The 25544-nt window shown below is 38.6% G+C and carries 23 protein-coding genes; 10 read left to right on the forward strand and 13 right to left on the reverse strand.

Features of this window, described 5'->3' with window-relative positions; all coding sequences use genetic code 11:
• Positions 1-15: 15 nt before the first annotated feature.
• Together ftsH and rsfS are read right to left on the reverse strand one after the other, a co-directional pair.
• Positions 16-2112, reverse strand: a complete 2097-nt coding sequence (gene ftsH / locus ABJD64_RS15470; protein WP_348183111.1) for an ATP-dependent zinc metalloprotease FtsH — start codon at positions 2110-2112, stop codon at positions 16-18.
• Between the two features lie 49 nt (positions 2113-2161).
• Entirely contained in the window at positions 2162-2533 is a 372-nt protein-coding gene (gene rsfS / locus ABJD64_RS15475; protein WP_348183113.1) for a ribosome silencing factor, read from the reverse strand.
• A gap of 40 nt (positions 2534-2573) precedes the next feature.
• Here rsfS and ABJD64_RS15480 point away from each other — a divergent pair, with 40 nt between their 5' ends.
• From ABJD64_RS15480 to nadD, 6 genes are all read left to right on the forward strand, one after another.
• Positions 2574-3329 carry a biotin--[acetyl-CoA-carboxylase] ligase gene (locus ABJD64_RS15480; protein ID WP_348183115.1) on the forward strand — a complete coding sequence of 252 codons (756 nt, stop codon included), beginning with the start codon at positions 2574-2576 and terminating at the stop codon, positions 3327-3329.
• Positions 3330-3404: 75 nt separating this feature from the next.
• Entirely contained in the window at positions 3405-4706 is a 1302-nt protein-coding gene (ahcY, locus tag ABJD64_RS15485) for an adenosylhomocysteinase (protein WP_348183117.1), read from the forward strand.
• Between the two features lie 185 nt (positions 4707-4891).
• Positions 4892-5470, forward strand: coding sequence for a sigma-70 family RNA polymerase sigma factor (locus ABJD64_RS15490; protein WP_348183119.1), 579 nt, complete (start codon positions 4892-4894; stop codon positions 5468-5470).
• A gap of 20 nt (positions 5471-5490) precedes the next feature.
• Positions 5491-5766, forward strand: a complete 276-nt coding sequence (locus tag ABJD64_RS15495; protein ID WP_348183121.1) for a hypothetical protein — start codon at positions 5491-5493, stop codon at positions 5764-5766.
• A gap of 3 nt (positions 5767-5769) precedes the next feature.
• The gene (gmk, locus tag ABJD64_RS15500; protein ID WP_348183123.1) at positions 5770-6339 is read left to right on the forward strand and encodes a guanylate kinase; all 570 of its coding nucleotides are present in this window, start codon (positions 5770-5772) and stop codon (positions 6337-6339) included.
• Between the two features lie 16 nt (positions 6340-6355).
• The gene (gene nadD, locus ABJD64_RS15505) at positions 6356-6928 is read left to right on the forward strand and encodes a nicotinate (nicotinamide) nucleotide adenylyltransferase (protein ID WP_348183125.1); all 573 of its coding nucleotides are present in this window, start codon (positions 6356-6358) and stop codon (positions 6926-6928) included.
• A 1-nt stretch (position 6929) separates the two neighbouring features.
• Here the strand turns inward: nadD and frr are convergent, their stop codons facing one another.
• The 4 genes from frr to ABJD64_RS15525 all read right to left on the reverse strand — a co-directional run bounded on the left by frr (position 6930) and on the right by ABJD64_RS15525 (position 9346).
• Positions 6930-7490 carry a ribosome recycling factor gene (gene frr / locus ABJD64_RS15510; protein WP_348183126.1) on the reverse strand — a complete coding sequence of 187 codons (561 nt, stop codon included), beginning with the start codon at positions 7488-7490 and terminating at the stop codon, positions 6930-6932.
• A gap of 59 nt (positions 7491-7549) precedes the next feature.
• Positions 7550-8254, reverse strand: coding sequence for a UMP kinase (pyrH, locus tag ABJD64_RS15515; protein ID WP_348183128.1), 705 nt, complete (start codon positions 8252-8254; stop codon positions 7550-7552).
• Positions 8255-8322: 68 nt separating this feature from the next.
• On the reverse strand, positions 8323-8820 hold the full coding sequence (locus ABJD64_RS15520; protein WP_348183130.1) for a biotin/lipoyl-containing protein: 498 nt from the start codon (positions 8818-8820) through the stop codon (positions 8323-8325).
• A gap of 61 nt (positions 8821-8881) precedes the next feature.
• Complete coding sequence (locus ABJD64_RS15525) at positions 8882-9346, reverse strand: Lrp/AsnC ligand binding domain-containing protein (RefSeq protein ID WP_348183132.1); 465 nt, start codon at positions 9344-9346, stop codon at positions 8882-8884.
• An 872-nt stretch (positions 9347-10218) separates the two neighbouring features.
• On the opposite strand from ABJD64_RS15525, the gene ABJD64_RS15530 reads away from it, so the two are divergent.
• Complete coding sequence (locus ABJD64_RS15530) at positions 10219-11904, forward strand: AMP-binding protein (protein WP_348183134.1); 1686 nt, start codon at positions 10219-10221, stop codon at positions 11902-11904.
• 75 nt (positions 11905-11979) lie between these two features.
• Positions 11980-12882, forward strand: a complete 903-nt coding sequence (locus tag ABJD64_RS15535; protein WP_348183136.1) for a DUF3078 domain-containing protein — start codon at positions 11980-11982, stop codon at positions 12880-12882.
• Positions 12883-12931: 49 nt separating this feature from the next.
• Here the strand turns inward: ABJD64_RS15535 and ABJD64_RS15540 are convergent, their stop codons facing one another.
• Positions 12932-13693: a pirin family protein gene (locus ABJD64_RS15540; protein ID WP_348183138.1), complete on the reverse strand. Its 762-nt coding sequence runs from the start codon at positions 13691-13693 to the stop codon at positions 12932-12934.
• A gap of 510 nt (positions 13694-14203) precedes the next feature.
• On the opposite strand from ABJD64_RS15540, the gene ABJD64_RS15545 reads away from it, so the two are divergent.
• Both ABJD64_RS15545 and typA read left to right on the forward strand, forming a co-directional pair.
• Positions 14204-15001: a hypothetical protein gene (locus ABJD64_RS15545; protein WP_348183140.1), complete on the forward strand. Its 798-nt coding sequence runs from the start codon at positions 14204-14206 to the stop codon at positions 14999-15001.
• Positions 15002-15088: 87 nt separating this feature from the next.
• On the forward strand, positions 15089-16867 hold the full coding sequence (gene typA / locus ABJD64_RS15550; RefSeq protein WP_348183142.1) for a translational GTPase TypA: 1779 nt from the start codon (positions 15089-15091) through the stop codon (positions 16865-16867).
• A gap of 55 nt (positions 16868-16922) precedes the next feature.
• Here typA and bshC read toward each other — a convergent pair whose 3' ends face one another.
• From bshC to ABJD64_RS15580, 6 genes are all read right to left on the reverse strand, one after another.
• The gene (bshC, locus tag ABJD64_RS15555; protein WP_348183144.1) at positions 16923-18482 is read right to left on the reverse strand and encodes a bacillithiol biosynthesis cysteine-adding enzyme BshC; all 1560 of its coding nucleotides are present in this window, start codon (positions 18480-18482) and stop codon (positions 16923-16925) included.
• Between the two features lie 94 nt (positions 18483-18576).
• Positions 18577-19890 carry a 30S ribosomal protein S12 methylthiotransferase RimO gene (gene rimO, locus ABJD64_RS15560; protein WP_348183146.1) on the reverse strand — a complete coding sequence of 438 codons (1314 nt, stop codon included), beginning with the start codon at positions 19888-19890 and terminating at the stop codon, positions 18577-18579.
• A gap of 110 nt (positions 19891-20000) precedes the next feature.
• Positions 20001-21113 (reverse strand): T9SS type A sorting domain-containing protein, encoded by a 1113-nt coding sequence (locus ABJD64_RS15565; RefSeq protein WP_348183148.1) that lies wholly within the window; start codon positions 21111-21113, stop codon positions 20001-20003.
• A 295-nt stretch (positions 21114-21408) separates the two neighbouring features.
• Entirely contained in the window at positions 21409-22797 is a 1389-nt protein-coding gene (locus ABJD64_RS15570; RefSeq protein WP_348183150.1) for a TolC family protein, read from the reverse strand.
• Between the two features lie 230 nt (positions 22798-23027).
• Positions 23028-23741, reverse strand: a complete 714-nt coding sequence (locus tag ABJD64_RS15575; protein ID WP_348183152.1) for an ABC transporter ATP-binding protein — start codon at positions 23739-23741, stop codon at positions 23028-23030.
• A gap of 40 nt (positions 23742-23781) precedes the next feature.
• Positions 23782-25032: an efflux RND transporter periplasmic adaptor subunit gene (locus ABJD64_RS15580; RefSeq protein WP_348183154.1), complete on the reverse strand. Its 1251-nt coding sequence runs from the start codon at positions 25030-25032 to the stop codon at positions 23782-23784.
• Between the last annotated feature and the right edge of the window lie 512 nt (positions 25033-25544).

Below are 25544 nucleotides of genomic sequence, written 5' to 3' on the forward strand. Positions count from 1 at the left end.
CCCCAATTTATTCTATTATTTAGAATCTTTTGCTGTTTCTTCTACATTCTCCGAAGACTCAGGTTCTTCCTTTTCTTCACTTTCCACTTCGGATTTTATTTCTGATTTCAGCTCTTCTATCGCTTTTTCATTTTTTTCCTCCTCTACTCCTTTAGGCCCCAATGCACCATTCGTGAAGGCTTGGTAATTGGTATCTTTCTCAAAAGGACGTTTACCGATTAACTGCTCCAAGTCAGCCTGAAAAATGATTTCTTTCTCTAACAGTTCTAATGCAATTTTTTCGAGCTCAGGCCTTTTTTCAGTAAGTAGTGCAACACTTCTCTTGTATGCCATATCGACAATTTTCTTCACTTCCTTATCAATAAGTTCTGCTGTGGCCTCAGAGTATGGTTTATTGAAATTGTATTCGGACTGCTTTGAATCATAGAATGAAATATTTCCAATGGCTTCATTCATTCCATACACTGTCACGATACTATAGGCCATTTTAGTAATTCTTTCCAGATCACTCAATGCCCCGGTGGAGATCTTACCAAATACAATTTCTTCCGCTGCTCTACCCCCCAGTGCCATACACATTTCGTCCAGTAATTGCTCGGTTTGATGTAGATGTTGCTCTCTAGGTAAATATTGTGCATACCCTAATGCAGCGTAGCCCCTTGGTACAATGCTTACTTTAACCAAAGGATCTGCATGCTCTAAAAACCATCCCGCTACAGCATGGCCTGCTTCATGATAAGCTACAATTTTTTTCTCCTCAGGAGAAATTATCTTACTTCTTTTTTCCAATCCACCAATCACGCGATCAATAGCATCTTGAAAATCTTTCAGATCTACAGCCTTCTTATCTTTTCTCGCCGCAATCAAAGCTGCTTCATTGCAGACGTTGGCAATCTCTGCTCCGGCAAATCCCGGAGTCTGTGCAGCTAATTTTCTTGAATCAACATCCTTATCACTTTTTATTGGGCCCAAGTGTACTTTAAAAATGGCATCCCTACCTACAATGTCAGGTTTATCAATTCCAATTTGTCTATCAAATCGTCCAGGTCTAAGTAGAGCAGAATCAAGCACATCCGGACGGTTGGTCGCCGCCAAAATGATTACGCCTGAGTCGGTAGAAAACCCATCCATTTCAACAAGTAATGAATTCAGAGTATTCTCTCTCTCATCATTTGATCCCGGCATCTGACCTTTTCCTCGTGATCTACCAATGGCGTCAATTTCATCTATAAAGACAATACAAGGGGCCTTCTCTTTAGCCTGCTTAAATAAATCTCTTACTCTAGCGGCCCCAACACCAACAAACATTTCCACAAAGTCGGAACCTGAAAGTGTAAAGAACGGAACTGCGGCCTCACCTGCCACTGCTTTCGCTAGCAAAGTTTTTCCAGTACCAGGAGGGCCTACTAATAGCGCGCCCTTTGGAATTTTCCCACCTAGCTTGGTGAATTTTGATGGGTTTTTCAAGAAATCGACAATTTCTTTTACTTCTTCCTTAGCCTCATCCAAGCCCGCCACATTATCAAAAGTAATTTTGACTTTATTTTCCGCATCAAATAATGCAGCTCTTGATTTTCCAATATTAAATATCTGTCCTCCAGGACCTCCACCACCGGTCATCCTTCTCATCAACAACCAAAATCCTAGTATGATGATGATAAAAAAACCAGAATTAAGGAATATATGGGTATAATCTGATCGATCGTCAACCAAATATTCATAATCATTACCTGATTTAAGCTGAGCATCCAGCTCCTTCTTTTTGTTTGCAAAAATATCTATGCTCTCAATTTTGAAGAAATACTGAGGACCAGTAGACTGAACACCAAAACGATTTTGTTGCTCCAGTTGAATCTTATATTTACTATTCTGTAGTGCCTCGTCCTTCAGTGTAACTTCTACAATTTTCTGATTACCTATTAGTACGACCTGCTTCACATCGTTGCTGAGCACCATTTGCTCAAATCTTTTGAATGAAATTTCTACTGCAGAATTGCTGTTTGAAAAGTACGATATGCCAAAAATGAATGCCATTAATCCCAAAATCACCCAAATTTGATAATTGGGTTTATTGGGTGGGTTCATACTGTTCTTTCTCGGTTTATCTGCCATTATAAAATATTTATGAAATTGTGTTTAACGCCTTGCTGCTGATTTAGTTTTATTCTTCAATAGAAGTGATGATTGCGTCCCCCCACAGCTTTTCAAGGGAATAAAATTCTCTACGATCTTTTCTGAAAATATGCACTACCACGTCGGCATAATCCATCAAAACCCACTCTTTATTTTCTTTTCCTTCCTTTCTCCATGGATCACTTGACGTGGCCTTTTGGACTTCAACTTCGATAGAGTCAGAAATGGCATCAATTTGTGTATCTGAATTACCTGAGCAAATTACAAAATAATCAGCAACAGCATTGCCAATGTTTCTCAAATCCATCAGCACAACATCCGAAGCCTTCTTTTCTCTCATTCCCCTCATCACCGCCTCGCTCAATGTTTTGGAATTTTGAGCTCCCTTTACTTCTGTCATGCTTTGTATCTAAATTTACCACAAAATTAACTAATATAAGTTGCATAAAATCTTTGCCAAAACTCAATTCCTTGGAAAAAAGGTAGTTTTTCTGCCAGAATGTCATTCAACAAATGATACCGCCGTCTCTATTCTGAAAAAAAAACCTCAACTGGAGGGAACTACTATCATCACCTCTCATCAAACACACGGCAGAGGTCAGCGTGGTAATAGCTGGGAATCGGAGCCAGGAAAGAATGCCACTTTCTCGATCATTCTTCATCCAACAATTGTACCTGCAATCCAGCAATTTCAGCTTCATATTATTAGCACACTAGCCATTTATGCAACTCTATTTCCCGTTTTAGGTAAAAAATTAAAGATTAAATGGCCCAATGACATTTTTTATGGCGAAAGTAAACTTGGAGGCATACTTATAGAAAACGTATTAAAAGGACAAAATATTGAATCATCAGTCGTTGGTATCGGCCTGAATGTGAACCAAACTCATTTTATTAATAACAAGGCAACGTCTATTCTGGACATATCGGGTCAAAAAACCGAGATTGATGAAATAATAGAAAAGATTTTAGTCAACCTTGAAAAAAAGTACTTGGAATTAAAAAAAGGTAAGGTGAAATTACTTGAATCTCAATATTTAGCTAGACTCTATAGATTCAAAGTTGAAAGTATCTACGAAACCTCAGGCCGAATCTTTAGAGGCAGCATAGTTGGAGTCAACCAAAATGGTCTTCTGAAGATTAAAGAAGATGAAATGATTCATGAATTTGCGTTCAAAGAAGTTACCTACAAATAGATGAACCTCCTCTAATATTTTTACGTCATCATTAATTCCATTAACTTTGCGGACGCAAATTGCAAAAAAAGTAAAATGATAGACACAGCATCAAAATTCAAGGTTAAAAATATAGACCTGGCTGACTGGGGCCGAAAAGAAATCCGATTGGCAGAAGCAGAAATGCCAGGATTAATGTCTCTAAGAGAAGAATATGGAGATAGCAAACCGCTAGCCGGTGCAAGAATAGCAGGATGCCTGCATATGACCATCCAAACTGCAGTGCTTATAGAAACTTTAATTAAGCTAGGAGCTGAGGTTACGTGGTCATCATGTAATATCTTTTCAACGCAAGATCATGCTGCTGCTGCTATAGCTAAAGCTGACATACCTGTATACGCATGGAAAGGAATGAACGATCAGGAGTTTGATTGGTGTATCGAACAAACACTGTTCGCATTTGAGGGTGGCAAACCTTTGAACATGATCTTAGATGACGGAGGTGACTTGACCAATATGGTTCTTGACAAATATCCTGAATTAGTAAAAGATATTAAAGGGTTATCAGAAGAAACAACGACCGGTGTTCATAGACTTCAGGAAAGAGAAGAGAACGGGACATTACCAATGCCGGCAATTAATGTTAATGACTCTGTGACAAAGTCCAAATTTGACAACAAGTATGGTTGTAAAGAGTCACTAGTAGATGCAATCAGACGTGCTACTGACGTGATGATGGCTGGAAAAGTTGCCTTAGTTGCAGGATATGGTGACGTAGGAAAAGGGTCTGCTGCCTCATTGAGAGGAGCTGGTGCCCGTGTAATAGTTACCGAAATTGATCCAATATGCGCATTACAGGCCGCTATGGATGGTTTTGAGGTGAAAAAAATGGACAACGCGGTTGATGAAGCTGACATTGTAGTTACCACAACTGGAAATAAGGACATTATCGTGGGTCGTCATTTTAGTAAAATGAAGGACAAAACCATTGTTTGTAACATTGGTCATTTTGACAATGAAATTGATGTGGCATGGCTAAACTCTAATGCCAAGAAGACTGAGATCAAGCCACAGGTTGACCTTTATGATTTAAACGGTAAAGAAATCATTTTACTGGCTGAAGGAAGGTTAGTGAACTTAGGCTGTGCGACAGGCCATCCATCGTTTGTCATGTCTAACTCCTTTACAAACCAAACTTTAGCTCAACTAGAGCTATGGACAAACACTGACGCTTACGAGAACAAAGTATACATGCTTCCTAAGCACTTAGATGAAAAGGTAGCTCGATTACATTTATCTAAAATTGGTGTTGAGCTGGATGAACTAAGTGAAGAGCAGGCTGAATATATTGGCGTAACAGTAGAAGGCCCCTATAAACCGGAATATTACAGATACTAAATTTCCACTAAATGGAAATCATCCTGAAAGGCCACTTTACCTCGCAGTTTGCGATATCAAGTGGCCTTTTTTATTTTTAATTTGAGTTAAGTCGCCCAAATAATTTATTAACTCAGCAAAACCGTATAAATTTAAGAACGTAGGATTGTGTGTTCATACATATATTTGAACTTCAATCAAAACCAATGGAAGAATCTTCAACCAAGAATAACTATTCCTCGAGTGTGAAGGATAAAATCTTCAATGAAGAATTTATGCCCAACATTCATGCGATGTACAATTTTGCGCATCGGCTCACCTATGATGAAGATGATGCTAAAGATCTTGTACAGGACACTTTCATGAAGTCCTATCGCTTTATTAATTCCTTTCACCAGGGAACTAATGCAAAAGCGTGGTTGTTCAGAATCATGAAAAACAGTTTCATTAATGATTTTCGAAAGAAAAGTAAACAGCCATCGAAAGTTGATTATCAGGAAGTAGAGGGGTACTATAACTCTGAGGGAACTCAGAAATCAATCACTACCGATTTACGAATTGACACTGTAAAAAATCTCATTGGTGATGAGATATCTACAGCATTGGCATCTTTGGATGTTGATTTCAGAACCGTAATTATACTTTGTGATCTTGAAGGATTTACCTATGAGGAGATGGCCAAAATATTAGATATCCCGATAGGGACAGTAAGATCCAGGCTTCACCGGGCCAGAAACTTGTTGAAAGAAAAATTACAGGCCTATGCGCAAAGCATGGGATATTAATAATTAAATTTGCGGCGATTGTGAGCTTAAAAAAATTGGTACGCGAAATAAAACTCCGAACGGGCATGGCTAAATGTACGGAGTATATTGATTTGATTCAGTTGGTAATAGACGGAGAAGCCCAGCGGTCCCAAGAAGTTTATTTAAAGAGACACTTGAACATATGCCTTAAATGTCTTGAGAAATACAATCTGGATCAAGAACTAAAAAAAGTTTTGCAATTGAAATTGGCAAGCAAAGAAGTACCTATTGGACTTGCTGAATCTATCAGATCTAAAATCGCAAAATCCGCTTAGTACATGCAAAAAGGCAAGGCAATTATATTTTCAGCTCCCTCTGGATCTGGAAAAACCACCATTGTAAAGCACATTCTCTCTAAATTTCCGAATATCGAATTTTCAATCTCAGCCTCTACAAGAGACAAAAGAGGCCGAGCAGAAACTAACGGTAAAGACTATCACTTTCTAAGCCCTGAAGAATTCAAGAAAAAGATAGATCAAGATGAATTTGTCGAATGGGAAGAAGTCTATGAAGGAAATTTTTATGGAACGCTAAAGTCAGAAATAGAAAGAATCTGGTCTGAAGGACGGCACGTAATATTTGATGTAGATGTTAAGGGCGGAATAAGTCTAAAACAATATTTCGGAGAAGATGCTCTTTCAATTTTCGTGAAAGTCAAGGACATGGAAATATTAGCCGAGCGCCTCAAGGATCGGGGAACGGAGGATGAGGCTAGCCTTTCTAGGAGACTTTATAAAGCAAAATTCGAAATGTCGTTCGAAAACAAATTTGATGTCACTTTGATAAACGATAGACTCGATGAATCATTTGTGAATGCTGAAAAACTGATTACTGACTTTTTGAAATAAGTGCTACATTAGATTTATGAAAGTCGGACTTTTTTTCGGTTCATTCAACCCTATTCATATCGGCCACATGATCATTGCTCAGACTATGCTGGATAGTGGATTCATTGATGAATTGTGGTTTGTTGTGAGCCCCCAAAATCCGTTCAAAAAAAACAACAATCTACTCCACGAGTTTGATCGTCTGGATATGGTGAGTGCCGCCATTGCTGATAATCCTAAATTTAGAGCCTCAGACATTGAGTTTAATCTTCCCAAACCTAATTATACAGCTCACACTTTAGCTGTTCTGAGCGAGAAACATAAAGACAAAGAATTTGCGCTAATTATAGGAGGAGATAATCTCTCGTCGTTTCATAAATGGAGAAACTTTCAGACTATTCTTGATCACCATGAATTACTTGTATATCCTCGCCCAAACAGCAGTGACCCTCAAATAGAGTTATCAGACAGGATTCATTTTATTGAGGCTCCATTACTCAACATTTCAGCAACCTTCATCCGCTCCAAAATAAAAAATGGGTACTCGATCAAATATCTAGTACCCACAGAAGTAGAAGAATTTATTGAAAGAAAAAAATTCTTCCTATAACTTAAATTGTCATTATTTCCTTCTCTTTAGCCAGCACCAACTCATCGATTTTTACCACATGTTGGTCCGTAAGCTTTTGAACATCACCTTCTGCTCCCTTCACAGCATCCTCTGATACACCCTCTTTAATTAGCGCCTTTAAGGAGTCATTCGTTTCCTTTCTCACATTACGAACACTAATTTTCCCGTTTTCTGCCTCGGCCTTTACCTGTTTCATTAGGTTGATCCTTCGCTCTTCTGTCAATGGTGGAATATTGATTCGAATTTGCTCTCCGTCGTTTTGTGGATTGAGACCCAAATCGCTATTAATTATGGCCTTCTCTATTTCGCCAATAATACTTTTTTCAAAGGGCTTAATTGAAAGCGTCCGAGCATCAGGTGTACTAACTGATGCAACCTGATTAATTGGAGTCATGGCACCATAATATTCTACCATCAGGCCGTCTAACATGTTAGGCATCGCTTTTCCTGCCCTAATTTTTAAGAGTTCCTGCTGAAAATGTTTTACAGAATTGTCCATCAATTCTTTGGCCTCTTCCAAATACATTTCAATTTCTTCCATGACTGTTAATATTTATTCAAACGATTCTTTCAAATATAATGATTATCATAAAAATCAAGTTAGGAGATTAGTGTTCCAACCTCTTCACCTGTAACAATAGATTTTAAGTTTCCTTTTTTGTTCATGTCAAAGACAATGATGGGGAGATTGTTCTCTTGACATAGGGTAAATGCTGTCATATCCATCACATTCAATCCTTTTTCATATACTTCCTGAAAACTAATCTTTGGAAATCTGGTAGCTTTTGGATCCTTTTCAGGATCTGCAGAGTAGACTCCATCTACACGGGTACCCTTGAGTACTACACCCGCCTCCATTTCTATAGCTCGCAAACTGGCAGTTGAGTCTGTTGTAAAGTACGGGTTGCCAATTCCTGCGCCAAAAATTACAATTCTCCCCTTTTCAAGATGACGCACCGCTCTCCTCTTTATAAATGGCTCACAAACTTCTTCAATTTTAATACCCGACATGAGTCGAGTATATAACCCTGTTTTTTCCAATGCAGACTGTAATGCCATCGCATTGATAACCGTAGCCAGCATTCCCATGTAATCACCTTGCACCCTGTCTATTCCGGAACTTTCAGCTTGAACACCTCTAAAAATGTTACCACCACCGATTACGATAGCTATTTCTACACCAAGCTCTTTGACTTCCTTAATCTCATTTACATATTGCTCAAGTCTGGAAGCATCAATGCCATATTGGTTGTCTCCCATAAGAGCCTCCCCACTTAGCTTCAACAATATTCTTTTATACTTCATCGATGGTTTGTGATTTGCATGTTAAACAAAAATTTCACAAAGATAAGAGGGAATTTGACACGTGGAATTTATAATGAAAGTAAAATTTTTCCTTTCTCCACACTTTCGCCTTTACCAGCACAGAGTTCACTAACTACTCCATCAGCAGGGCATTTGATTACATTTTCCATCTTCATCGCTTCAAGAATCATTAAGTGGTCGCCTTTTTTTACCTCCTGACCCGATTGAACAAGTACCTCCAATATTAAACCCGGCATGGGTGCCTTGATATCTTTTGTTCCTGTTTGACTAGAGGATTCCATTCCCAGCTTCGCAAGAAGCAAATCAAGGTTGTCTTTTACACTAATCGTATATGGAGTGTTATTCACCTTGACATCTACTGTCTTTTCTTCTTTATTGGCCGAGAGAACCTTCGCCTGATATGATTTATTATTGACCAAAAAATGAAAATCTCCATTCCCGATCTGAGCAAGATCAAACTTAAAGGGTTGTCCATCAATTAATAATTCATCCTGATGGCGTTCGATGTCGTACGTATTATTTCCGATTTGGGCTTTTTTCATCATTGGGCTGTTTGAGCCAAAATTAACAGCCTTAACTCAAATCACAATAGATAAAGGATGATTATTATCCCAATTGAATAGGACGGCTCATGCTCTCATCGAGCGAAATGAATGTTTCTGTACGATCAATTCCGTCGACTTTTTGAATTTTATCATGCAATACTTCTCGCAAGTGATTCGTATCACGGCAATGAATCTTAATGAAGATGTTATAGTTACCAGTCGTGTAATGAATTTTCACAATCTCAGGAATGTCCTTCAACTTCTCTACAACGATATCATATAAAGAGCTCTTTTGAAGATATATTCCTAAAAAGCAAGTCACATCAAAACCCAACTTTGAATAATCCAGCTGGAGTGTCGTACCTTTTACAACTCCAAGCTCTTCCATTTTTTTCATTCTTACATGGACTGTGCCTCCAGATACATAGACCTTTTTAGCAATTTCAGTATAAGGTGTTTTAGCATCCAGCATCAAATGGGAAAGGATTTTCAAATCCACTTCATCAATTTCATAATTTTTTGGCATGATTCTATACTGATTTTAGTAATTATTCAACAATATTAATAATTTATTAAATAATATGTAAATTTTTTGTCTTTTTTATGTGATATTTTTAATATATCAGTCCTTTTCTTAATTTTACATTATCAAAACAAACGAAAAAAGATCCTTTGTTTTATACTGTAGGGTGATGAAACAGGCAGCCATGCCCTCCTATCTCGGGGGTGGAGATTTTGGATAAATCGCTCCTTGCGACTAACTACTCCGTGAAGGTTCGAATCCTTCTCCTACAGCTATCATTTTTGGGTTAATGTTGTTTAATGAAAGAGTCTGGTTTTCCAGACTTTTTTCATTTACACCTCTATAATGCCGGAATCAATGTTTTTTACCCCTATTTCTTTATTCCAATGCATTTTTCGCAATAAAGCCCAATATTTAACACTTAAAATTATGATATTATTAATTCAAATAGCAAAATAGTGATAATAATGTATTTTTTTAACTGTTTTAATGAAAAATTTTCAATATCAGGTTCGATTTACTACCTTTGAACTATCAAAACAAACAAAAAAACGTTCTTTTGTTTTATACTGTAGGGTGATGAAACAGGCAGCCATGCCCTCCTCTCTCGGGGGTGGGGAACTGGGACAAATCTTGAGCAATTGAGACTAACCACTCCGTGAAGGTTCGAATCCTTCTCCTACAGCTATCATTTTTGGGTTAATGTTGTTTAATGAAAGAGTCTGGTTTTCCAGACTTTTTTCATTTATAACGTTTTTTATTAAAAGGAGCCCCTACATTTTTGATAATTCCCATCTCATTGAGCATCTTTAGAAGATTTTTAAATCTTCATTTGGTGCAAAATGAAAGTTAACTTTGTGAATTAACAATACAACATGGCTACGCATACCTGGTTTCAACATTACCCTAAAGGAATTCCTCAAACCATCAATCCCGAACAGTACTCATCTCTGGCTGATCTTTTTGAGATTGGGTTTGAAAAATACGCCCACCTTCCTGCCATCGAAAACATGGGTAAGTGCCTGAGTTATTCAGAATTTCAAGAGCAAGTAAATCAGTTTGCCTGCTACCTACAAACACATACCAAATTGGAAAAAGGCGATCGCATAGCTATTCAAATGCCGAATCTAATTCAATATCCAATCGCTATGTTCGCTGCCCTTAAATGTGGGTTTGTTGTGGTAAACACCAATCCATTATACACCTCCGGTGAAATGAAGCACCAATTCAATGATTCAGGTGCAAAGGCCATCGTTATACTGGAAAATTTTGCCTGCAATTTGGAACGAATAATATCCGAAACCACCATTGAAACAGTAGTAACTACAGAAATTGGCGATTTACTCGGAGGAGCCAAAAAAGTAATAACCAACTTTGTGGTAAAGCGGATCAAGAAAATGGTACCTCCCTTTTCTTTACCAAAAGCCATCAAGTTTAATCAGGCCTTAAAACTTGGGAGTCAAGCAGTTTTTAAAAAGGTCGAATTGAGCGGAGACGACATAGCCTTCCTACAATATACAGGTGGAACTACTGGCGTATCGAAAGGTGCGATGCTGACACATAGGAACCTAGTTTCCAATTTGGAACAGGTGTGTGCCTGGATGAGTATCATGCTCAAAGAAGGTAAAGAAGAGGTTATAACGGCATTACCTCTCTATCATGTATTCGCTCTTACCTGTAATTGCTTGGTGATGTTCAAACTTGGAGCAAAGAACATTTTAATTACAAACCCAAGAGATATGCCGGGATTCGTCAAAGAATTGAGTAAGCACAAATTTTCGGTAATCACTGGTGTTAATACCCTTTTTAATGGCCTTCTTAATCAACCCAATTTTGAAAAGCTAGACTTCTCAAAACTCAAAGTGGCCTTCGGAGGTGGTATGGCAGTACAAAAAGTGGTTGCCGAAAAATGGCTAAAGGTAACTGGAGCCTCTTTGGCAGAAGGTTACGGACTGACGGAAACTTCACCTGTACTAACAATTAATCCATTGGATGGTACTGACAGAACCGGGACAATAGGATTACCTATTCCAAGCACGGAAATAAAAATGCTCGACGACGATGGCAATGAGATGAAGCATGGTGAGCCTGGAGAACTTTGCGCAAAAGGCCCACAGGTAATGAAAGGCTATTGGCAAAGGCCTGACGACACCACCCAAGTAATGAATGGAGAATGGTTCAAAACCGGGGATATTGCCGTTATCGACGATGATGGTTTCATTAAGATCGTGGACAGAAAAAAAGAAATGATCTTGGTTTCCGGATTTAATGTCTATCCGAATGAAGTAGAAGATGCCATTGCCAGGCATGAGAAGGTCCTGGAAGTTGGAGCCATTGGAGTGCCGGATAAAAAATCTACAGAAGCGGTTAAAATTTTTGTAGTAAAAAAAGACGATTCGCTAACTGTTGAAGAATTAAAGAATCATGCACATGAAATACTAACTGGATACAAATGTCCGAAGCACGTAGAGTTTGTGGATGAACTACCTAAATCCAATGTTGGAAAAATATTGCGAAGGGTGTTGAAAGAACAGGACGCAAAAACAAACAATTACGAGTAAATATAAATACCCTGCAATCTATAGAATTGTTATAATTTTGCGTGCTTTAAATCAATGACCCCTAAAAACCAAGTAATGAAAAAGCTCCTGCTAGCAGTCCTTCTTATATTACCTGCCATATCCTATTCACAAACAGACACCACTTACTGGAATAAGGGAGGCACCTTTGGTGCCACCTTTACTCAGGCCTCATTAACTAACTGGTCCGCCGGTGGTTCGAGTTCCATAGCTGGTGCAGTGAATTTTAAGTACATATTTGACTATCAGAAAGAAGATGTGCTATGGCAAAATACAATTGACATGGGCATGGGTTGGATCAAAGAAGCCGAATCCAAACAAAGAAAATCTGACGACAGATTAGTTTTAATATCAAGCTATGGGAAGAAAATTTTTTCCTCCGATAAATGGTATTTCAATGCAACGCTCGATTTCAGAACTCAATTTGCCAAGGGTTTTAGCGCTGACGATGTGAACAATGAAAATCCGATTTCGAAATTCATGGCTCCCGGATACCTGATGGCTTCTCTGGGTATAGACTGGAGGCCGAGCAAATATTTTAGTGTTGCGATAAGCCCAGTTACCGGTAAGTTTACATTTGTAAATGATGATGAACTTTCTGCAGCCGGTGCTTTTGGGGTAGACCCAAATAGCAAAACCAGAACAGAACTTGGCGGTAGTTTGAAAGCTACATTCAATAAAGAAATTTTCACCAATGGTACGTTCACTTCAAACCTGCTGTTGTTCTCAAATTACATGGACAACCCTGAGAAAATAGATGTGAACTGGGAAAATGTGTTGGTGATGAAAATCAACAACGTGCTTTCTGCGAACATCTATAATCAGATCATCTATGATTATGATATTAAGTTTGAAGAGTTGGATGCCAATGGAGACGTAATAAGTTCTACCGATAAGTGGCAATTTAAAAATATCATTGGTCTAGGCCTTGCCTTTACCTTTGGAGGATCAAGAGGATAATTTAGATAACCTTAAAAAGAGGAGCTGATTCAAGTATCAGCTCCTCTTTTTAGGCCATTATGCCTTGTCCTTCTGCATAAGTAAGATATGACACTTTCGCTGGAGATTCAATAATGAATAACCTCGAGTCAGATCCAAAATTTATACTCAAGAGGTCTTCATTCTTGACCACCAAAAAATCATCCTTGGTCAGTGTGCCGTAATCCGTCTGTCCACCTCCTTCCAACACGTACACGCTGTATACCGATTCCTTGCTTAACGGCATAGACCAGTTACCTTTCCTAATATCGGTCAGGTCTCTAACGCAGATCCCTTCTGTATCAAGTTGAAGTGGTGACTCTGCACCAACTATAGTCTTGACTGTACCGTATTCAAGTTTTTCAATCGGAAAATCTTTTTGTTTGATATCAGTGTATGAAGCTTCTTTTTTTAATGATTTACTTAAATCCGGATCAAACCAGATTTGGAAAAAATTACCTCCTGGCAATACCTTCTCTGCGTGTGAAATACCGTTACCTGCTCTGATGACCTGAGCATCACCTGTATCTAACCCTAGCCATCTATCATATTTTGTATCATAATGCGAAAGCTGACCATCCAACACATAAGACATGATCTCAAACCCTTGATGAGGATGAGTATCAATTAATCCTCCTACATCTGACCAAGCATGCGCCCAATAAAAAATGTTCGACATCGAATTCATTCCGCCATTTTCATGAGGAAATCCAATCGGCTTATTTTCTCTAATTCTGCCAAAATCAAATGCTCCTTGAGCTTGATGATGCTTACTGACTATCTCTACACTCATAATTCTATCCTAACGTAAATATTTATATGTTGTTACATATATTGTAATTACAAATTAATAATTGTTATATTTCGTTAGTTGACTTCGCTCTTTTTTTACTTTAAGTATAAAAAGCTGAACTCATAGCATCATAAATTTACGCCTTCCTATCACATGAACAAATAGCGGGTTTCAGTTATCTATTAATCCAATTTCTGGAAATGACACATCAATCAACCGAGAAAGTCTGATTCAAGAAAACCTTGATCAAGCCTAATTTGTATTCTGGTCAAATACACTAAATTCAAAAAAAACATCTAATTAACCTAAATATCGTAGGCCACCGCTTTCAAAACCTTTAAGATCAGCCCTGATAATCTGAAAGTGCCTATTGACGGCAAATCAATCATAGTCAACAAAAAGATACAATTACCTATTCGTCCCAAATCGCTCAAAATCGTATATTAAAGAAGGATTTTACCTGCTTTAGGATATATTTGTTTGGCACAGTGGTAGTGATAAACTGAATTTATGAAAATTGATCTAAACGAAATTTGGGAATTTATGGAGTTGGCTCCCAAGCCAAAGACTGCCAAAGAGGGCGAACAATGGATCTATGAATTAATGGCTGGAAAAATTACCATTTCACACCTAAAATCTGAAGATATTCTAAATCTGAAGAAAGAAGAAAACTACGATACGGAGCTCCTTCCATCTATCTTTACTTTCCGTGAAATACTCTGGCAACCCAACGTTTACACGCAACCTGCATTATGCATTCCTCAACTCAACATCCTCAAAGTTTTTTGTGAGGACTATGTAGAAGAAATGAAAAAAGAGCAAAATGGGGATGTTTGGCCCTATTTTGACTTATTGAATGGGTTGGCTTCCTTCTGTAAGGAAGCTTTGGATCGTATCAAAGCCGAAAATGATGCTGGCGAAATTCGTATTACTTCGATATTGGGTGATCTTCGAAAAAAAGCATTTCCAGTGATTAAGTTTTTTATTTTTCATCCGATGAATCGCAAAGACTACCAAACAGATGCCCTCAACAGATTGAACTACGCAGTCAAGATCATGCTCACCCAATACAATAATAAATACTACGATCTGCTCGATCCGTATTGGAATGTAACAGTAGGTAATCCTGATGAATTGTCTAAGGCCGCCCAAGCTGCGATCGTACAAGAGAAAAGCGATGATGCTACCCCAAAGACGTCATCAGAAGTGACAACTCAAGAAAATGATTCTGAAAACGTACTCCCTAAGAATAGAATTATTGCCCCAATTCTTACCAATACGCTAGATAGTGATTTAGAAGAACTTTAGGCTTTAATTTATTAAATGTGAATTAATGACTCAAGTCCTGTTCTTCTCATTTATTAGACGTAATTTTGCGCTTTAATTTTTAGAAGGATGACAGAAATCAGAAACGTTGCTATCATAGCACACGTTGACCATGGCAAAACTACCCTGGTCGACAAGATCATTTATGCTGCTCAGGCAAATGACGCAAAGCGCACACAGGACAATAACGAGTTGATCCTCGATTCAAATGATCTTGAAAGAGAGCGTGGTATCACCATTCTTTCGAAAAATGTATCTGTAAACTACAAGGGTACAAAAATCAACATTATTGATACTCCTGGTCACGCCGATTTTGGTGGTGAAGTAGAACGGGTCTTGAGTATGGCTGATGGTGTAATTCTACTAGTAGATGCATTTGAAGGTGCTATGCCGCAAACCAGATTTGTGCTGAGCAAGGCTCTTGGTCTTGGCCTGAAGCCTATCGTAGTAGTTAACAAAGTTGATAAAGAAAACTGTCGTCCGGACGAAGTACATGAGGAAGTGTTTGACTTAATGTTTAACCTAGAGGCTACTGAAGACCAATTGGACTTTCCAACCTTGTACGGTTCATCTAAGAATGGATGGATGAGTCATGATTGGAAAAACGAAACTGACAACTTAGAACCGTTACTTGATACAATACTTGAGACTATACCTGCTCCAGAGCAAAACGAAGGTGTACTGAGAATGAAGATTACGTCTTTGGATTTCTCTTCATTTACGGGAAGAATTGCGATTGGCAGAATTCATCAGGGATCAATTGCGGTTGGACAAAGTCTTGGATTGACTAAGAAAGATGACACTGTTAAACGTGTTAGAATCAAAGAATTACATGTATTCGAAGGTTTGGGCAAGAGAAGTGTTGACAAGGTCGAATGCGGAGACATCTGTGCAGTTACTGGTATCGATAATTTCGAAATCGGTGATACCATTACCGATTTCGACAATCCAGAACCACTAGATAGAGTGGGTGTCGATGAGCCAACTATGAACATGCTTTTCACAATCAACAACTCGCCTTTCTTTGGTAAAGAAGGAAAATTTGTGACCTCAAGACACTTGAGAGATCGATTGATGAAAGAGATCGAAAAGAATCTTGCACTCCGAGTAGAAACTACTGATAGCGAAGATAAATTCTTGGTTTATGGACGTGGTGTACTTCACTTATCTGTGCTGATTGAAACCATGAGAAGAGAGGGGTATGAACTACAGGTAGGTCAGCCACAAGTGATCTATAAAGACATTGAGGGCCAAAAACATGAACCTATTGAGCATTTGGTAATCGATGTTCCAGAAGATGTATCTGGAAAGGCCATTGAGTTAGTCACTAAAAGAAAGGGTGAACTGACCATTATGGAGCCTAAAGGGGATGTGCAGCACTTGGAATTCAATATTCCGGCAAGAGGTTTGATTGGCTTAAGAAATCAAGTATTGACAGCTACTGCTGGAGAAGCTGTAATGACTCATAGATTCAATGGCTACGAACCATATAAAGGTGATATTCCAGAGAGATTGAATGGGTCTTTAGTTTCTATGGAAACCGGCCCTGGCACTTCTTACTCTATCGACAAACTTCAAGACAGAGGTATTTTCTTCGTTGCTCCCGGAGATGAGTTGTATGTAGGGCAAGTTATTGGTGAGCATTCTCGTTCCAACGATCTGGCCGTGAACATTCAAAAAGGCAAGCAATTGACCAACATGAGAAAATCAGGTACTGATGCGAGTATGAAGATTGCTCCTCCCAAAAAATTCTCATTGGAAGAGGCTTTGGAATACATCAATAAAGATGAGTATGTGGAAGTGACGCCACTTTCGGTTCGAATGAGAAAGATTGACTTCAGAGCTTAGAAGGTAGGTCATTGCAAGATAAAACTGAAAAGCAGCTTCATTAAAGCTGCTTTTTTTATGCTTCTTTGAGAATATGCATTCTTAAATCAAATGCATCCAGGGATGCTAAAACTTCTTTAACAAACTCAGGATTGTTAATATAAAAATTCAGAAAGTTATCATGCCTTTCTTGCAAACCTCCACGAGGGAAGAGTTTATCCTTTATTGCACCGAGTTGATTCAAGGCCGTTTCGTGCTTCTGCTCTTCAGATTTTTTTAAGCGCTTAGCAATATTATCTAGTCCCTTAGCAGCTTTGGCATGTTCTGCAGCAATAAATCCCTTGAGGGATGAGTCCACTGTAGCTGCCTTCTCAGCCAAAATATCATAGACCTTCCGAAGATCATCTACTTCTCCATTCAAACTCATTGCCTTTTCGCCGTGTTGTGCCAGGTAGCCACTCCTAAGATTTTCTACATCCTTGAAAATGTCGACTGTTGATAAGTCAAACTTCCCCATCTTTTTGATAGATGCAGAATTAACATAGAGCGCAAAATTCCTTGGCAAAAGGATTGGAAATGCTACCTTATATTTATCAAATATCTTAGGCAATTGTAACCAATAGATCATCTCAGCAGGTCCTCCCACGTAAGCCAAATTGGGCAAAATAACCTCCTGATACAACGGACGCATAACCACGTTTGGGCTAAACCGTTCTGGGTGCCTCTCAACTTCTTCAAGAATCTCAGCCTCAGAGAACTTCAACCTGGTATTATTGACTAAATAATTATTTCCTTCTTTAAGGATACGCTCTCTGCTGTCATCTTTCAGATAGAAGAAATTGATTTCCCTAGAATGAATCTGCGGCTTATAGCCAATCGCTTCCAGTTCGGTATTGGTTGATTCCACTAATTTATTAGCCGAACTGGCAAGCAACTCATCCTTGATTATCGGAATAAATAGAGACTTGAGTTGTGCATGATCTGCATCCACGACAATAACTCCTTCCTCACCAAACAGCTCATTTACGTAACAACGAACTGCGTCAGCCAAATTATCATTTTCCAAATACGCTCTTTCAAAAATCTCAACACTTTCCGGCATCTCATTGATGAGCTCCCTCAATTCTTCTGTTTTGAATCGGCCGACAGCTCCTTTCTGATCCGTCTTCCATTCGAATTTTTTTCCAAAGAGATTGAAATAAGAAATTTCATCGAAATCATGGTCTTCGGAAGCCATCCAATAGACAGGCACGAAGTTGAAAGATGTATATTTCTCCTTTAAGATTTTACAGGCATTGACGACCGTCGCTATTTTATAGATGAAATAAAGCGGGCCAGTAAAGATATTGAGTTGATGACCGGTAGTAATGGTATAGGTATTGGAATTTTCCAGCTGCTCAAAATTCATGTTGACAGCTGATGATTTATCGAGTGACTTATATTGGTCTTTCAACACCTGACAAAGCACTTTTCTGTTTTCATCAGCGTACTTTTTTTTGCTGATTTGTTCTTCGAAACACTCCACTTCTGGGCGAAGTCCATAAAATGGTTTCAGTTCATCTTTATTGTCCAAATAGTCCAAAAAGAAGTTTGAGAAGGAGTGAGTATCGCGTAGATCAATTTTTTCTACTTGCATGCTTTGTCGAAATTTCGCTAAATATAAAAAAGATGCATGGGTTTACGCAGCAGCCTAAAATAAGATGCTGATTTGGTTGAAAACCATTCAATTATTAAATGACCGGTTCTCCGTAAAGGTCGAACGGCTCAGCAGCTGTAATTTTGATTTCGGCAAAGTCCCCTACTCGCAGGTAATGATCTTTGGCACTTATCAGTACTTCATTATCAACCTCAGGTGAGTCGAACTCTGTTCGACCCACAAAATACTCACCATCCTTTCTATCAATGAGTGTCCTGTAAATATTCCCAACTTTGGCTTCGTTGATCTCTAGCGAAATGCCTTCTTGAAGTTCCATTAGCATATCAACGCGTTCATTTTTAACTTCTTCGGATATATTATCATCCATAGTGCCAGCATGAGTATCTTCTTCATGTGAGTAGGCAAAAACTCCCAACCGATCAAACCGGCTTTCTTCAACAAAATCCATGAGCTCCTGAAAGTCTTCTTCCGTTTCACCAGGATGACCCACAATCATTGTAGTTCGAATAGTAATGCCAGGTACCTGCTCGCGAATTTTATTGAGCAAAGCTGTCGTTTTTAGACGGTCAGTACCTCTACGCATGAGCTTAAGCACTTTGGAAGACCCATGCTGCAGAGGGATGTCGAGATAACTGCAGATATTTTTCTTCTCCGACATGACTTTAAGAATATCTTCAGGAAATCCTGTTGGAAAGGCATAATGAAGTCTTATCCAGTCCAGGCCTTCTACTTCTGAAAGTTTCTCTAGTAACTCGGCCAGGTTTCTTTTTTTATAAATATCTAACCCATAGTAAGTAGAATCCTGAGCAATTATTAATATCTCTTTTACTCCATTTTTTACCAGATTCTTGGCCTCAGTAACCAACTCTTCGATCGGACGAGAAACATGCTTGCCTCTCATCAATGGAATAGCACAGAAAGAACAGGGACGATCACATCCTTCAGAGATCTTTAAATAGGCATAATGTGAGTCCGTCGAGGTTTCTCTTTCTCCAATCAGCTCATGCTTATAGTCTGCCTTAAACCTTGCCAAAATGGCCTTTAGGTCTGTCGTACCAAAATATTCATCTACATCAGGAATTTCTTTAGCCAAATCATCTTTATATCGATGTGAAAGACAACCTGTCACATACAACTTTTCAATATGCCCTTCTTGTTTGGCATCTACAAATTTGAGGATCGTGTCGATAGACTCTTGCTTGGCATTTTCAATAAATCCACAAGTGTTCACGATGACGGTGGTGGCATCATTCTTCTTTGACTCATGTACTGCATCAATGTCATTCCCCTTGAGTTGGGTAAGTATTACCTCAGAATCCACAAGGTTTTTTGCACAGCCGAGTGTCACAATATTCACCTTTTCCTTTTTCCTTCCTTTTGTCTTCAATGCCTTTGGATTTTATTGAGCTGCAAAATTAGAGGAAGTAAGGTGATTGAAGAGAGAAATAAGGATTTCTTTTGATCAGTTCAATTGACTCAAACTGACTTTACCTTTAATCATTTGACTATTACTTGCGTGGTATACTTACTAGAAGTGGTCTCAACGTGAAGAATATAGTGTCCTCTGCTGATTCTTTCATTTTCCAAGTCGATCTGGTAAGAAAAATCGTAATTGTTGGATACCTGAATGGCAGAATAGATCAATCTTCCGGAAGTCGAAATTAACTTTATGCTCGATCTCGCAAAAGTATCCTGGTTCAGAACCAAGCTCAAGCTGCTCCTACCCAAGACGGGATTGGGAGAAATTGATAGTTCACTATCTCCTTGCAACTGGCCTCTGGCCTCAATGACATCGGTGTACTCGAAGGCTCCGTCAAAATCAATTTGTTTCAACTTGTAATAGGAATGACCATCAAAGAAGAAATCAGTAAAAGCGTATATTTTTTCTTCATTTACAGTTCCATGGCCGCCAACAAAACCAATCTTTTGATAATCAATTCCATTTTCACTCTTTTCGACTTCAAATCCTTCATTGTTAAGTTCTGAAGCTGTTGCCCAATTGAGTACCACTCGGCCTTCAAAAGCTTCTGCAGAAAAATACTTCATTTCAACAGGAAGTTCCGTCGATGTACCATCAAGAAAATCGCCCACATTACCCAAACCATCTCCTTCCAGGTCATCAGCAGGAGACACGTCTGTGTACCCACTCGTTCCTTCAACATAGATAGTACCGGCTCCAAAAGTAGGGTCTCCTCCACCAAAGGCTCCAAAATTGCCTCCGACTGCTACTACACCTCCACTATTGACCGTGAAAGTGGTTCCCGAGTTGTAATTCAGATTTCCCATCACAATCAATAATCCATTGACAATAACTGTGTTTCCAGAAAAGAATCGTGAAGTTAATGTTAGGTCTTCAATGACCAATGTATCTTCTATTGTCAAAACATCCCCTCCTCCATTGGTCAAGTCTATCCTATTCCCAGCGGGTAGGGTGATATAGCCATAAATGGTGAGGTCTTCAATAACGTTGTCAAATGGAGGTGCAGTGCCCGAATTCCAGGAGGCATCTGTGGTCCAATCGCCGGTATAATTATCTAAACTGGAGTCTTGTGCAGAGATTGATAGGCATATGTGTACCGCCAGAAATAATAAAATAAAGTGTATTCTCATTGCTGATACTTTATACTTATTAATTAAAACTGGCTGACAATAATCTGATAAAACTAGTCGAAATTTTAAGGACCAACTTTACCATTCGTAAGATATGAACGCAAAAATGCTTAAATCATTATATACGTAATACCTTATTCACCTCCAAAATAGGCAAAATCATTGAAAATTAACAGTACTCAACTGAAGACCATAGTTGCTCGACCAAGGTCTATTATTGGCTATTTCCCTTAAATTCAAAAAACCGCTACCTATTGGCAGCGGTTTTTGAATTTGGAGTTTTGAGTTTTAACCTTTATAGCAATCCTCGATATACATCGAGTATTTTCTTTCTGAATACAATGCTGTACCGAGCATTAACCAATTCCACCTCAGCCCTGTTTTTGTTGTTTAAGCTTTCGAGATAGGTAAAAAAGTCTGTATTGCCATTTTCGTATCTTGTCTTCGCGAATTCGTAGGATTGATTGAGAGCAACAAGATTGTCTTGCGCCGCTTTATAAGTTTCCTGCGCCGCTACAAGATCTAAATAGACTTGTTGGACATTGTTAGTGAGAGTGATATCAGCCGATTCGAAGTCTAGCTCTGCATTTTCCTTATTTATCCTCGCAATTTGAGCATTAGTTCGGATGCTATATCGATTGAAGATTGGGACTGTCATCCTGAGCTCTAAGCTCTTATTAGTCAAATTACTATACTGGTCACCAATAGAAAGGTCTACTGGGGTACCTGAAGAGTTATCTTTGTTGAGTGAAGAGTATTGTGTAGAATAGCTTCCTCTTAAGCTCACAGTTGGAAGATAAGCACCTTGAGAGGCCCTATGGCCAAAGTGAGCAGCTTCTACATTTGCCTTTGCACTCTTCAAGCCAGGAGAATAAAGTACGCTTTGGGTAAGCACATCTGCGAATTTTTCATTCTCTAATACAGAAGATTCTTCCTCCAAAGTTATTGGAGCTATGGAATATTCTTTGGATAAATCCAACTGCAGTGCTTGCAATAGACTTAGTCGATCTCTTCTATATTGATTTTGAAGATTTACATTGTTCAAATTTTCATTAGCCAGTTGTGATTGAAAATTGTAGACTTGAGCCACATCCCCAACACCCACTTCATTTCTTTTCTTCTCACGCTCTAATTGAGCCTTTAACAGAGCTATTCTATCTTCAGAAATTTCTACTCTTTTTCTATCAAGAATTACATTAAGGTAAGCACCTAAAACTGTTGCATTAACGGCTTGCTCTGAGGCTTTTATCTGATTAATATTAGCTTCTAGAGTTTTGGCCGTTGCTTTTTTGTTGTAATGATTGGTTAATCCGCTAAAGAGTGTGAGATCCGCATTCACACTTAAAAAGCTACTTTCTCTTCCTCCTGTAAAAAACTGACCTGAGCTATTGTCAAATCCGGTACCGTTGTTCCATGTATAATTCCCGAACCCGCTTATTGCCGGCAGGTAGTTCATAATTGCCTGAAAATCATTGGCCTTTGCAATACGAGTATTGTTTCTTACCTGCTTCAGCTGAATATTGTTATCCATCGCAATTTTGAGACACTCGTCCAGTGTCAATACTTTTGCCTCCTTTGCCTGGTTGCCTGCAGTAGAGACCTGCACCTGTCCAATAGCCTGCAGACCGAATACGGTCATTACTATCAAACTAAAAGCCATCCTTTTCACCATTCCTTTCATCATTTTTTCATCTGTTTTGCTGACAATTTTATGTCAGATGGAACCTCTTATCATCTTCTAGCCAATTTCTGGGCTGCTGATCAAAAAGATTTCAAGTTTTCAAGTCTTTGAGTATACCTTGGGGTGGTTGAGTTTGAGTTTTGTCCCTGAGGTCGAATCGCACTGAGCCAGCCGGTATCACCTTTAGTGTGATACCGACTATCTCATAGAGCAGTTATTATTGGTAATTGATTTTATACTAATGCCTTGTCCTTGGCATTCACATTTTCAGATACAATCTGACCATCGAATAGGTGAATAACTCTATCAGCATATTCTGCATCTACTGGGGAGTGAGTTACCATTACGACGGTGGTTCCTTGCTCATTCAAGTCACTCAACAGAGTCATTACTTCCTGTCCGTTGGCCGAATCCAAGTTACCAGTTGGCTCATCCGCAAGAATTAGTTTTGGCTTAGCCACCACCGCTCTTGAGATGGCCACTCTTTGTTGCTGTCCACCGGATAACTGCTGAGGAAAGTGATTTCTTCTGTGCATGATTTTCATATGCTCCATCACTTCTTCCACTCTTTTCTTCCTTTCAGAAGCAGAGTACTTCAAGTAAATCAATGGCAATTCAATGTTTTCGAATACTGTCAATTCATCAATGAGGTTAAAGCTCTGGAATACAAATCCGATGTTTGCTTTTCTGAGGTCTGCTCTTTGTCGTTCGCTATATTCAGAAATCTCTTCGTCTCTAAAATAAAATTCTCCTTCTGAGGGATTATCGAGTAATCCAACAATGTTTAGTAAGGTAGATTTACCACAGCCTGATGGGCCCATGATTGCAACGAATTCACCTTCTTTCACATTGAGATTTACACCTGCCAATGCAGTCGTTTCGATCTCATCTGTATAGTAGAATTTTTTTAATCCGTCGGTTTTGAGTAGCGTATTCGCGTTTTCCATTTGAATATTGTTTAGTATGTTTTAGTTCTTAGTTTGATGCTTATTTAAATACCAGTCGGTCCTTGTCTTCATAACCATCGTATGAAGAGACAACAACTTTTTCGCCAGGTTGCAAGCCTTCTATTACTTCATAGAATCTTGGGTTCTGACGTCCTAGTCTTATATTTCTTCTGGTTGCAAATGAACCAGATTCGTCCACTACAAAAATCCAGTTTCCACCAGTAGTTTGATAGAAACTACCTCGTGGGATTTGTACTGCTTCTATGTTCTCGCTTAACTGCAATTTGATTTGAAGTGTTTGCCCTCTTCTGATACCATCGGGAAGTGCGTTTTCAAATTTCAGGTCCACAGAGAATAAACCATTAATGACCTCAGGGTAAATTTTATAAATATTTAATTGGTGGGTAGATCCCGCAAAATCAAATGTACCATCCAGTCCTTCGTAAATTCTAGCTATGTAATGTTCATCGATAGTTGCTCTTACTTTAAAGGCAGCTAAATCATCGATCTGCCCAATGTTTTGCCCCGCATTAATAGACTCACCTATCTCAACATTGACAGAAGATAAACTTCCTCCAATTGGTGCCTTGATATACAAATTATCCAGATTAGATTTAATCATCACCAAATTTGCTCGGGTTCTATTCAGTGTTTCTTTTGTCTGACGAATTTGTGCCTCAGTTGACTTAGTATCAAACTTTTGAGACTCAATCTCGATTATTCTATTAGACACCAGGCGATCATAGGCCCGTTTTAGATTCAAATACTCCTGCTCAGAAATCACATTCTCTTCACGCAGCTTTGCTCCTCTTTCGTAAGCGTCTTTTGCTGCGTCGATATCATAGTCCAATGTTGTTAATCTTCTTTTCAGCTCAAATTTGTTTCGCTCCAAAGAGAGTTGTGTATTGGCCAATTCGTTAACCAGTCTAAAGGTTTGGGTCTCCTCTCTAACAAAATTCTGAACCAGATTGTTGTTGGCTAATTTCAGGATAGTATCTCCTTTATTGACCATCTCACCACCTTCTCTGTATTTGATCTCTACATTTCCGCCTTCTATGGCATCTAAACGAATGGTCTTTATTGGCATTACATTTCCATCTACCGGGATAAATTCACGGAATTGCCCTTTCACTACGTCAGATATGTTGATTTTCTCAGCGGACACATTGAGTTTTGAGCCCTTATCAGCAAAAATGAAGTTGTATAGTACAAAAGAGACAAACAGTGCACCAAATGAAATGGATGAAATTTTCCCCACCGTCCATTTTTTCTTTTTAATCTTTTTATCCATTAGTCTTTTTAATTTCAAGTTCGGTCAGGTTATGCCAAGAAGGATGCCATATTCTTATTTAATTGAATATCAATTACTTACATATTATCTCTTGTCGGGCAAATGACCAAACTTGTTCAGGTATGAAACAACAGGTGTTCGATTTTGACCACTTTTAATTATTGCGACGGGCAAAAGGAAGATTTCTTGGAAGAGAATGAGTTTGGAAATGTCAGTTAGTTGTTGGACATAAAAAAAGGGTTCAAGACTCCTCCTGAACCCCAAGGTCAAAAACTCAAAATAAAAAGGACTAATCAAATCTTAATCCACAACAACAACACGAATATAAATACTCTATTCTTGAAATAAAAATACTGGGTTAAGTAATTCATTTATTTGCCTGGATTCACTAATAAATACGCCTTCCAATGTCATATCGCTTTTTTTACCACCAAATTCAAATTTTTTATTTAAACTTTCGCCAAGCAAAAACGTGTATGTCGCTGAATTGATATTTGATGAAAATTATTTCT

The organism is Reichenbachiella sp. (assembly GCF_039944555.1).
Taxonomy (GTDB): domain Bacteria; phylum Bacteroidota; class Bacteroidia; order Cytophagales; family Cyclobacteriaceae; genus Reichenbachiella.

Coding starts and splice junctions, on each gene's coding strand:
- ftsH (WP_348183111.1), bottom strand. CDS start 2,112: ATGGCAGATAAACCGAGAAAGAACAGTATGAACCCACCCAATAAACCC.
- rsfS (WP_348183113.1), bottom strand. CDS start 2,533: ATGACAGAAGTAAAGGGAGCTCAAAATTCCAAAACATTGAGCGAGGCG.
- ahcY (WP_348183117.1), top strand. CDS start 3,405: ATGATAGACACAGCATCAAAATTCAAGGTTAAAAATATAGACCTGGCT.
- ABJD64_RS15490 (WP_348183119.1), top strand. CDS start 4,892: ATGGAAGAATCTTCAACCAAGAATAACTATTCCTCGAGTGTGAAGGAT.
- gmk (WP_348183123.1), top strand. CDS start 5,770: ATGCAAAAAGGCAAGGCAATTATATTTTCAGCTCCCTCTGGATCTGGA.
- nadD (WP_348183125.1), top strand. CDS start 6,356: ATGAAAGTCGGACTTTTTTTCGGTTCATTCAACCCTATTCATATCGGC.
- frr (WP_348183126.1), bottom strand. CDS start 7,490: ATGGAAGAAATTGAAATGTATTTGGAAGAGGCCAAAGAATTGATGGAC.
- pyrH (WP_348183128.1), bottom strand. CDS start 8,254: ATGAAGTATAAAAGAATATTGTTGAAGCTAAGTGGGGAGGCTCTTATG.
- ABJD64_RS15520 (WP_348183130.1), bottom strand. CDS start 8,820: ATGATGAAAAAAGCCCAAATCGGAAATAATACGTACGACATCGAACGC.
- ABJD64_RS15525 (WP_348183132.1), bottom strand. CDS start 9,346: ATGCCAAAAAATTATGAAATTGATGAAGTGGATTTGAAAATCCTTTCC.
- ABJD64_RS15530 (WP_348183134.1), top strand. CDS start 10,219: ATGGCTACGCATACCTGGTTTCAACATTACCCTAAAGGAATTCCTCAA.
- ABJD64_RS15535 (WP_348183136.1), top strand. CDS start 11,980: ATGAAAAAGCTCCTGCTAGCAGTCCTTCTTATATTACCTGCCATATCC.
- ABJD64_RS15540 (WP_348183138.1), bottom strand. CDS start 13,693: ATGAGTGTAGAGATAGTCAGTAAGCATCATCAAGCTCAAGGAGCATTT.
- ABJD64_RS15545 (WP_348183140.1), top strand. CDS start 14,204: ATGAAAATTGATCTAAACGAAATTTGGGAATTTATGGAGTTGGCTCCC.
- typA (WP_348183142.1), top strand. CDS start 15,089: ATGACAGAAATCAGAAACGTTGCTATCATAGCACACGTTGACCATGGC.
- bshC (WP_348183144.1), bottom strand. CDS start 18,482: ATGCAAGTAGAAAAAATTGATCTACGCGATACTCACTCCTTCTCAAAC.
- ABJD64_RS15565 (WP_348183148.1), bottom strand. CDS start 21,113: ATGAGAATACACTTTATTTTATTATTTCTGGCGGTACACATATGCCTA.
- ABJD64_RS15570 (WP_348183150.1), bottom strand. CDS start 22,797: ATGATGAAAGGAATGGTGAAAAGGATGGCTTTTAGTTTGATAGTAATG.
- ABJD64_RS15575 (WP_348183152.1), bottom strand. CDS start 23,741: ATGGAAAACGCGAATACGCTACTCAAAACCGACGGATTAAAAAAATTC.
- ABJD64_RS15580 (WP_348183154.1), bottom strand. CDS start 25,032: ATGGATAAAAAGATTAAAAAGAAAAAATGGACGGTGGGGAAAATTTCA.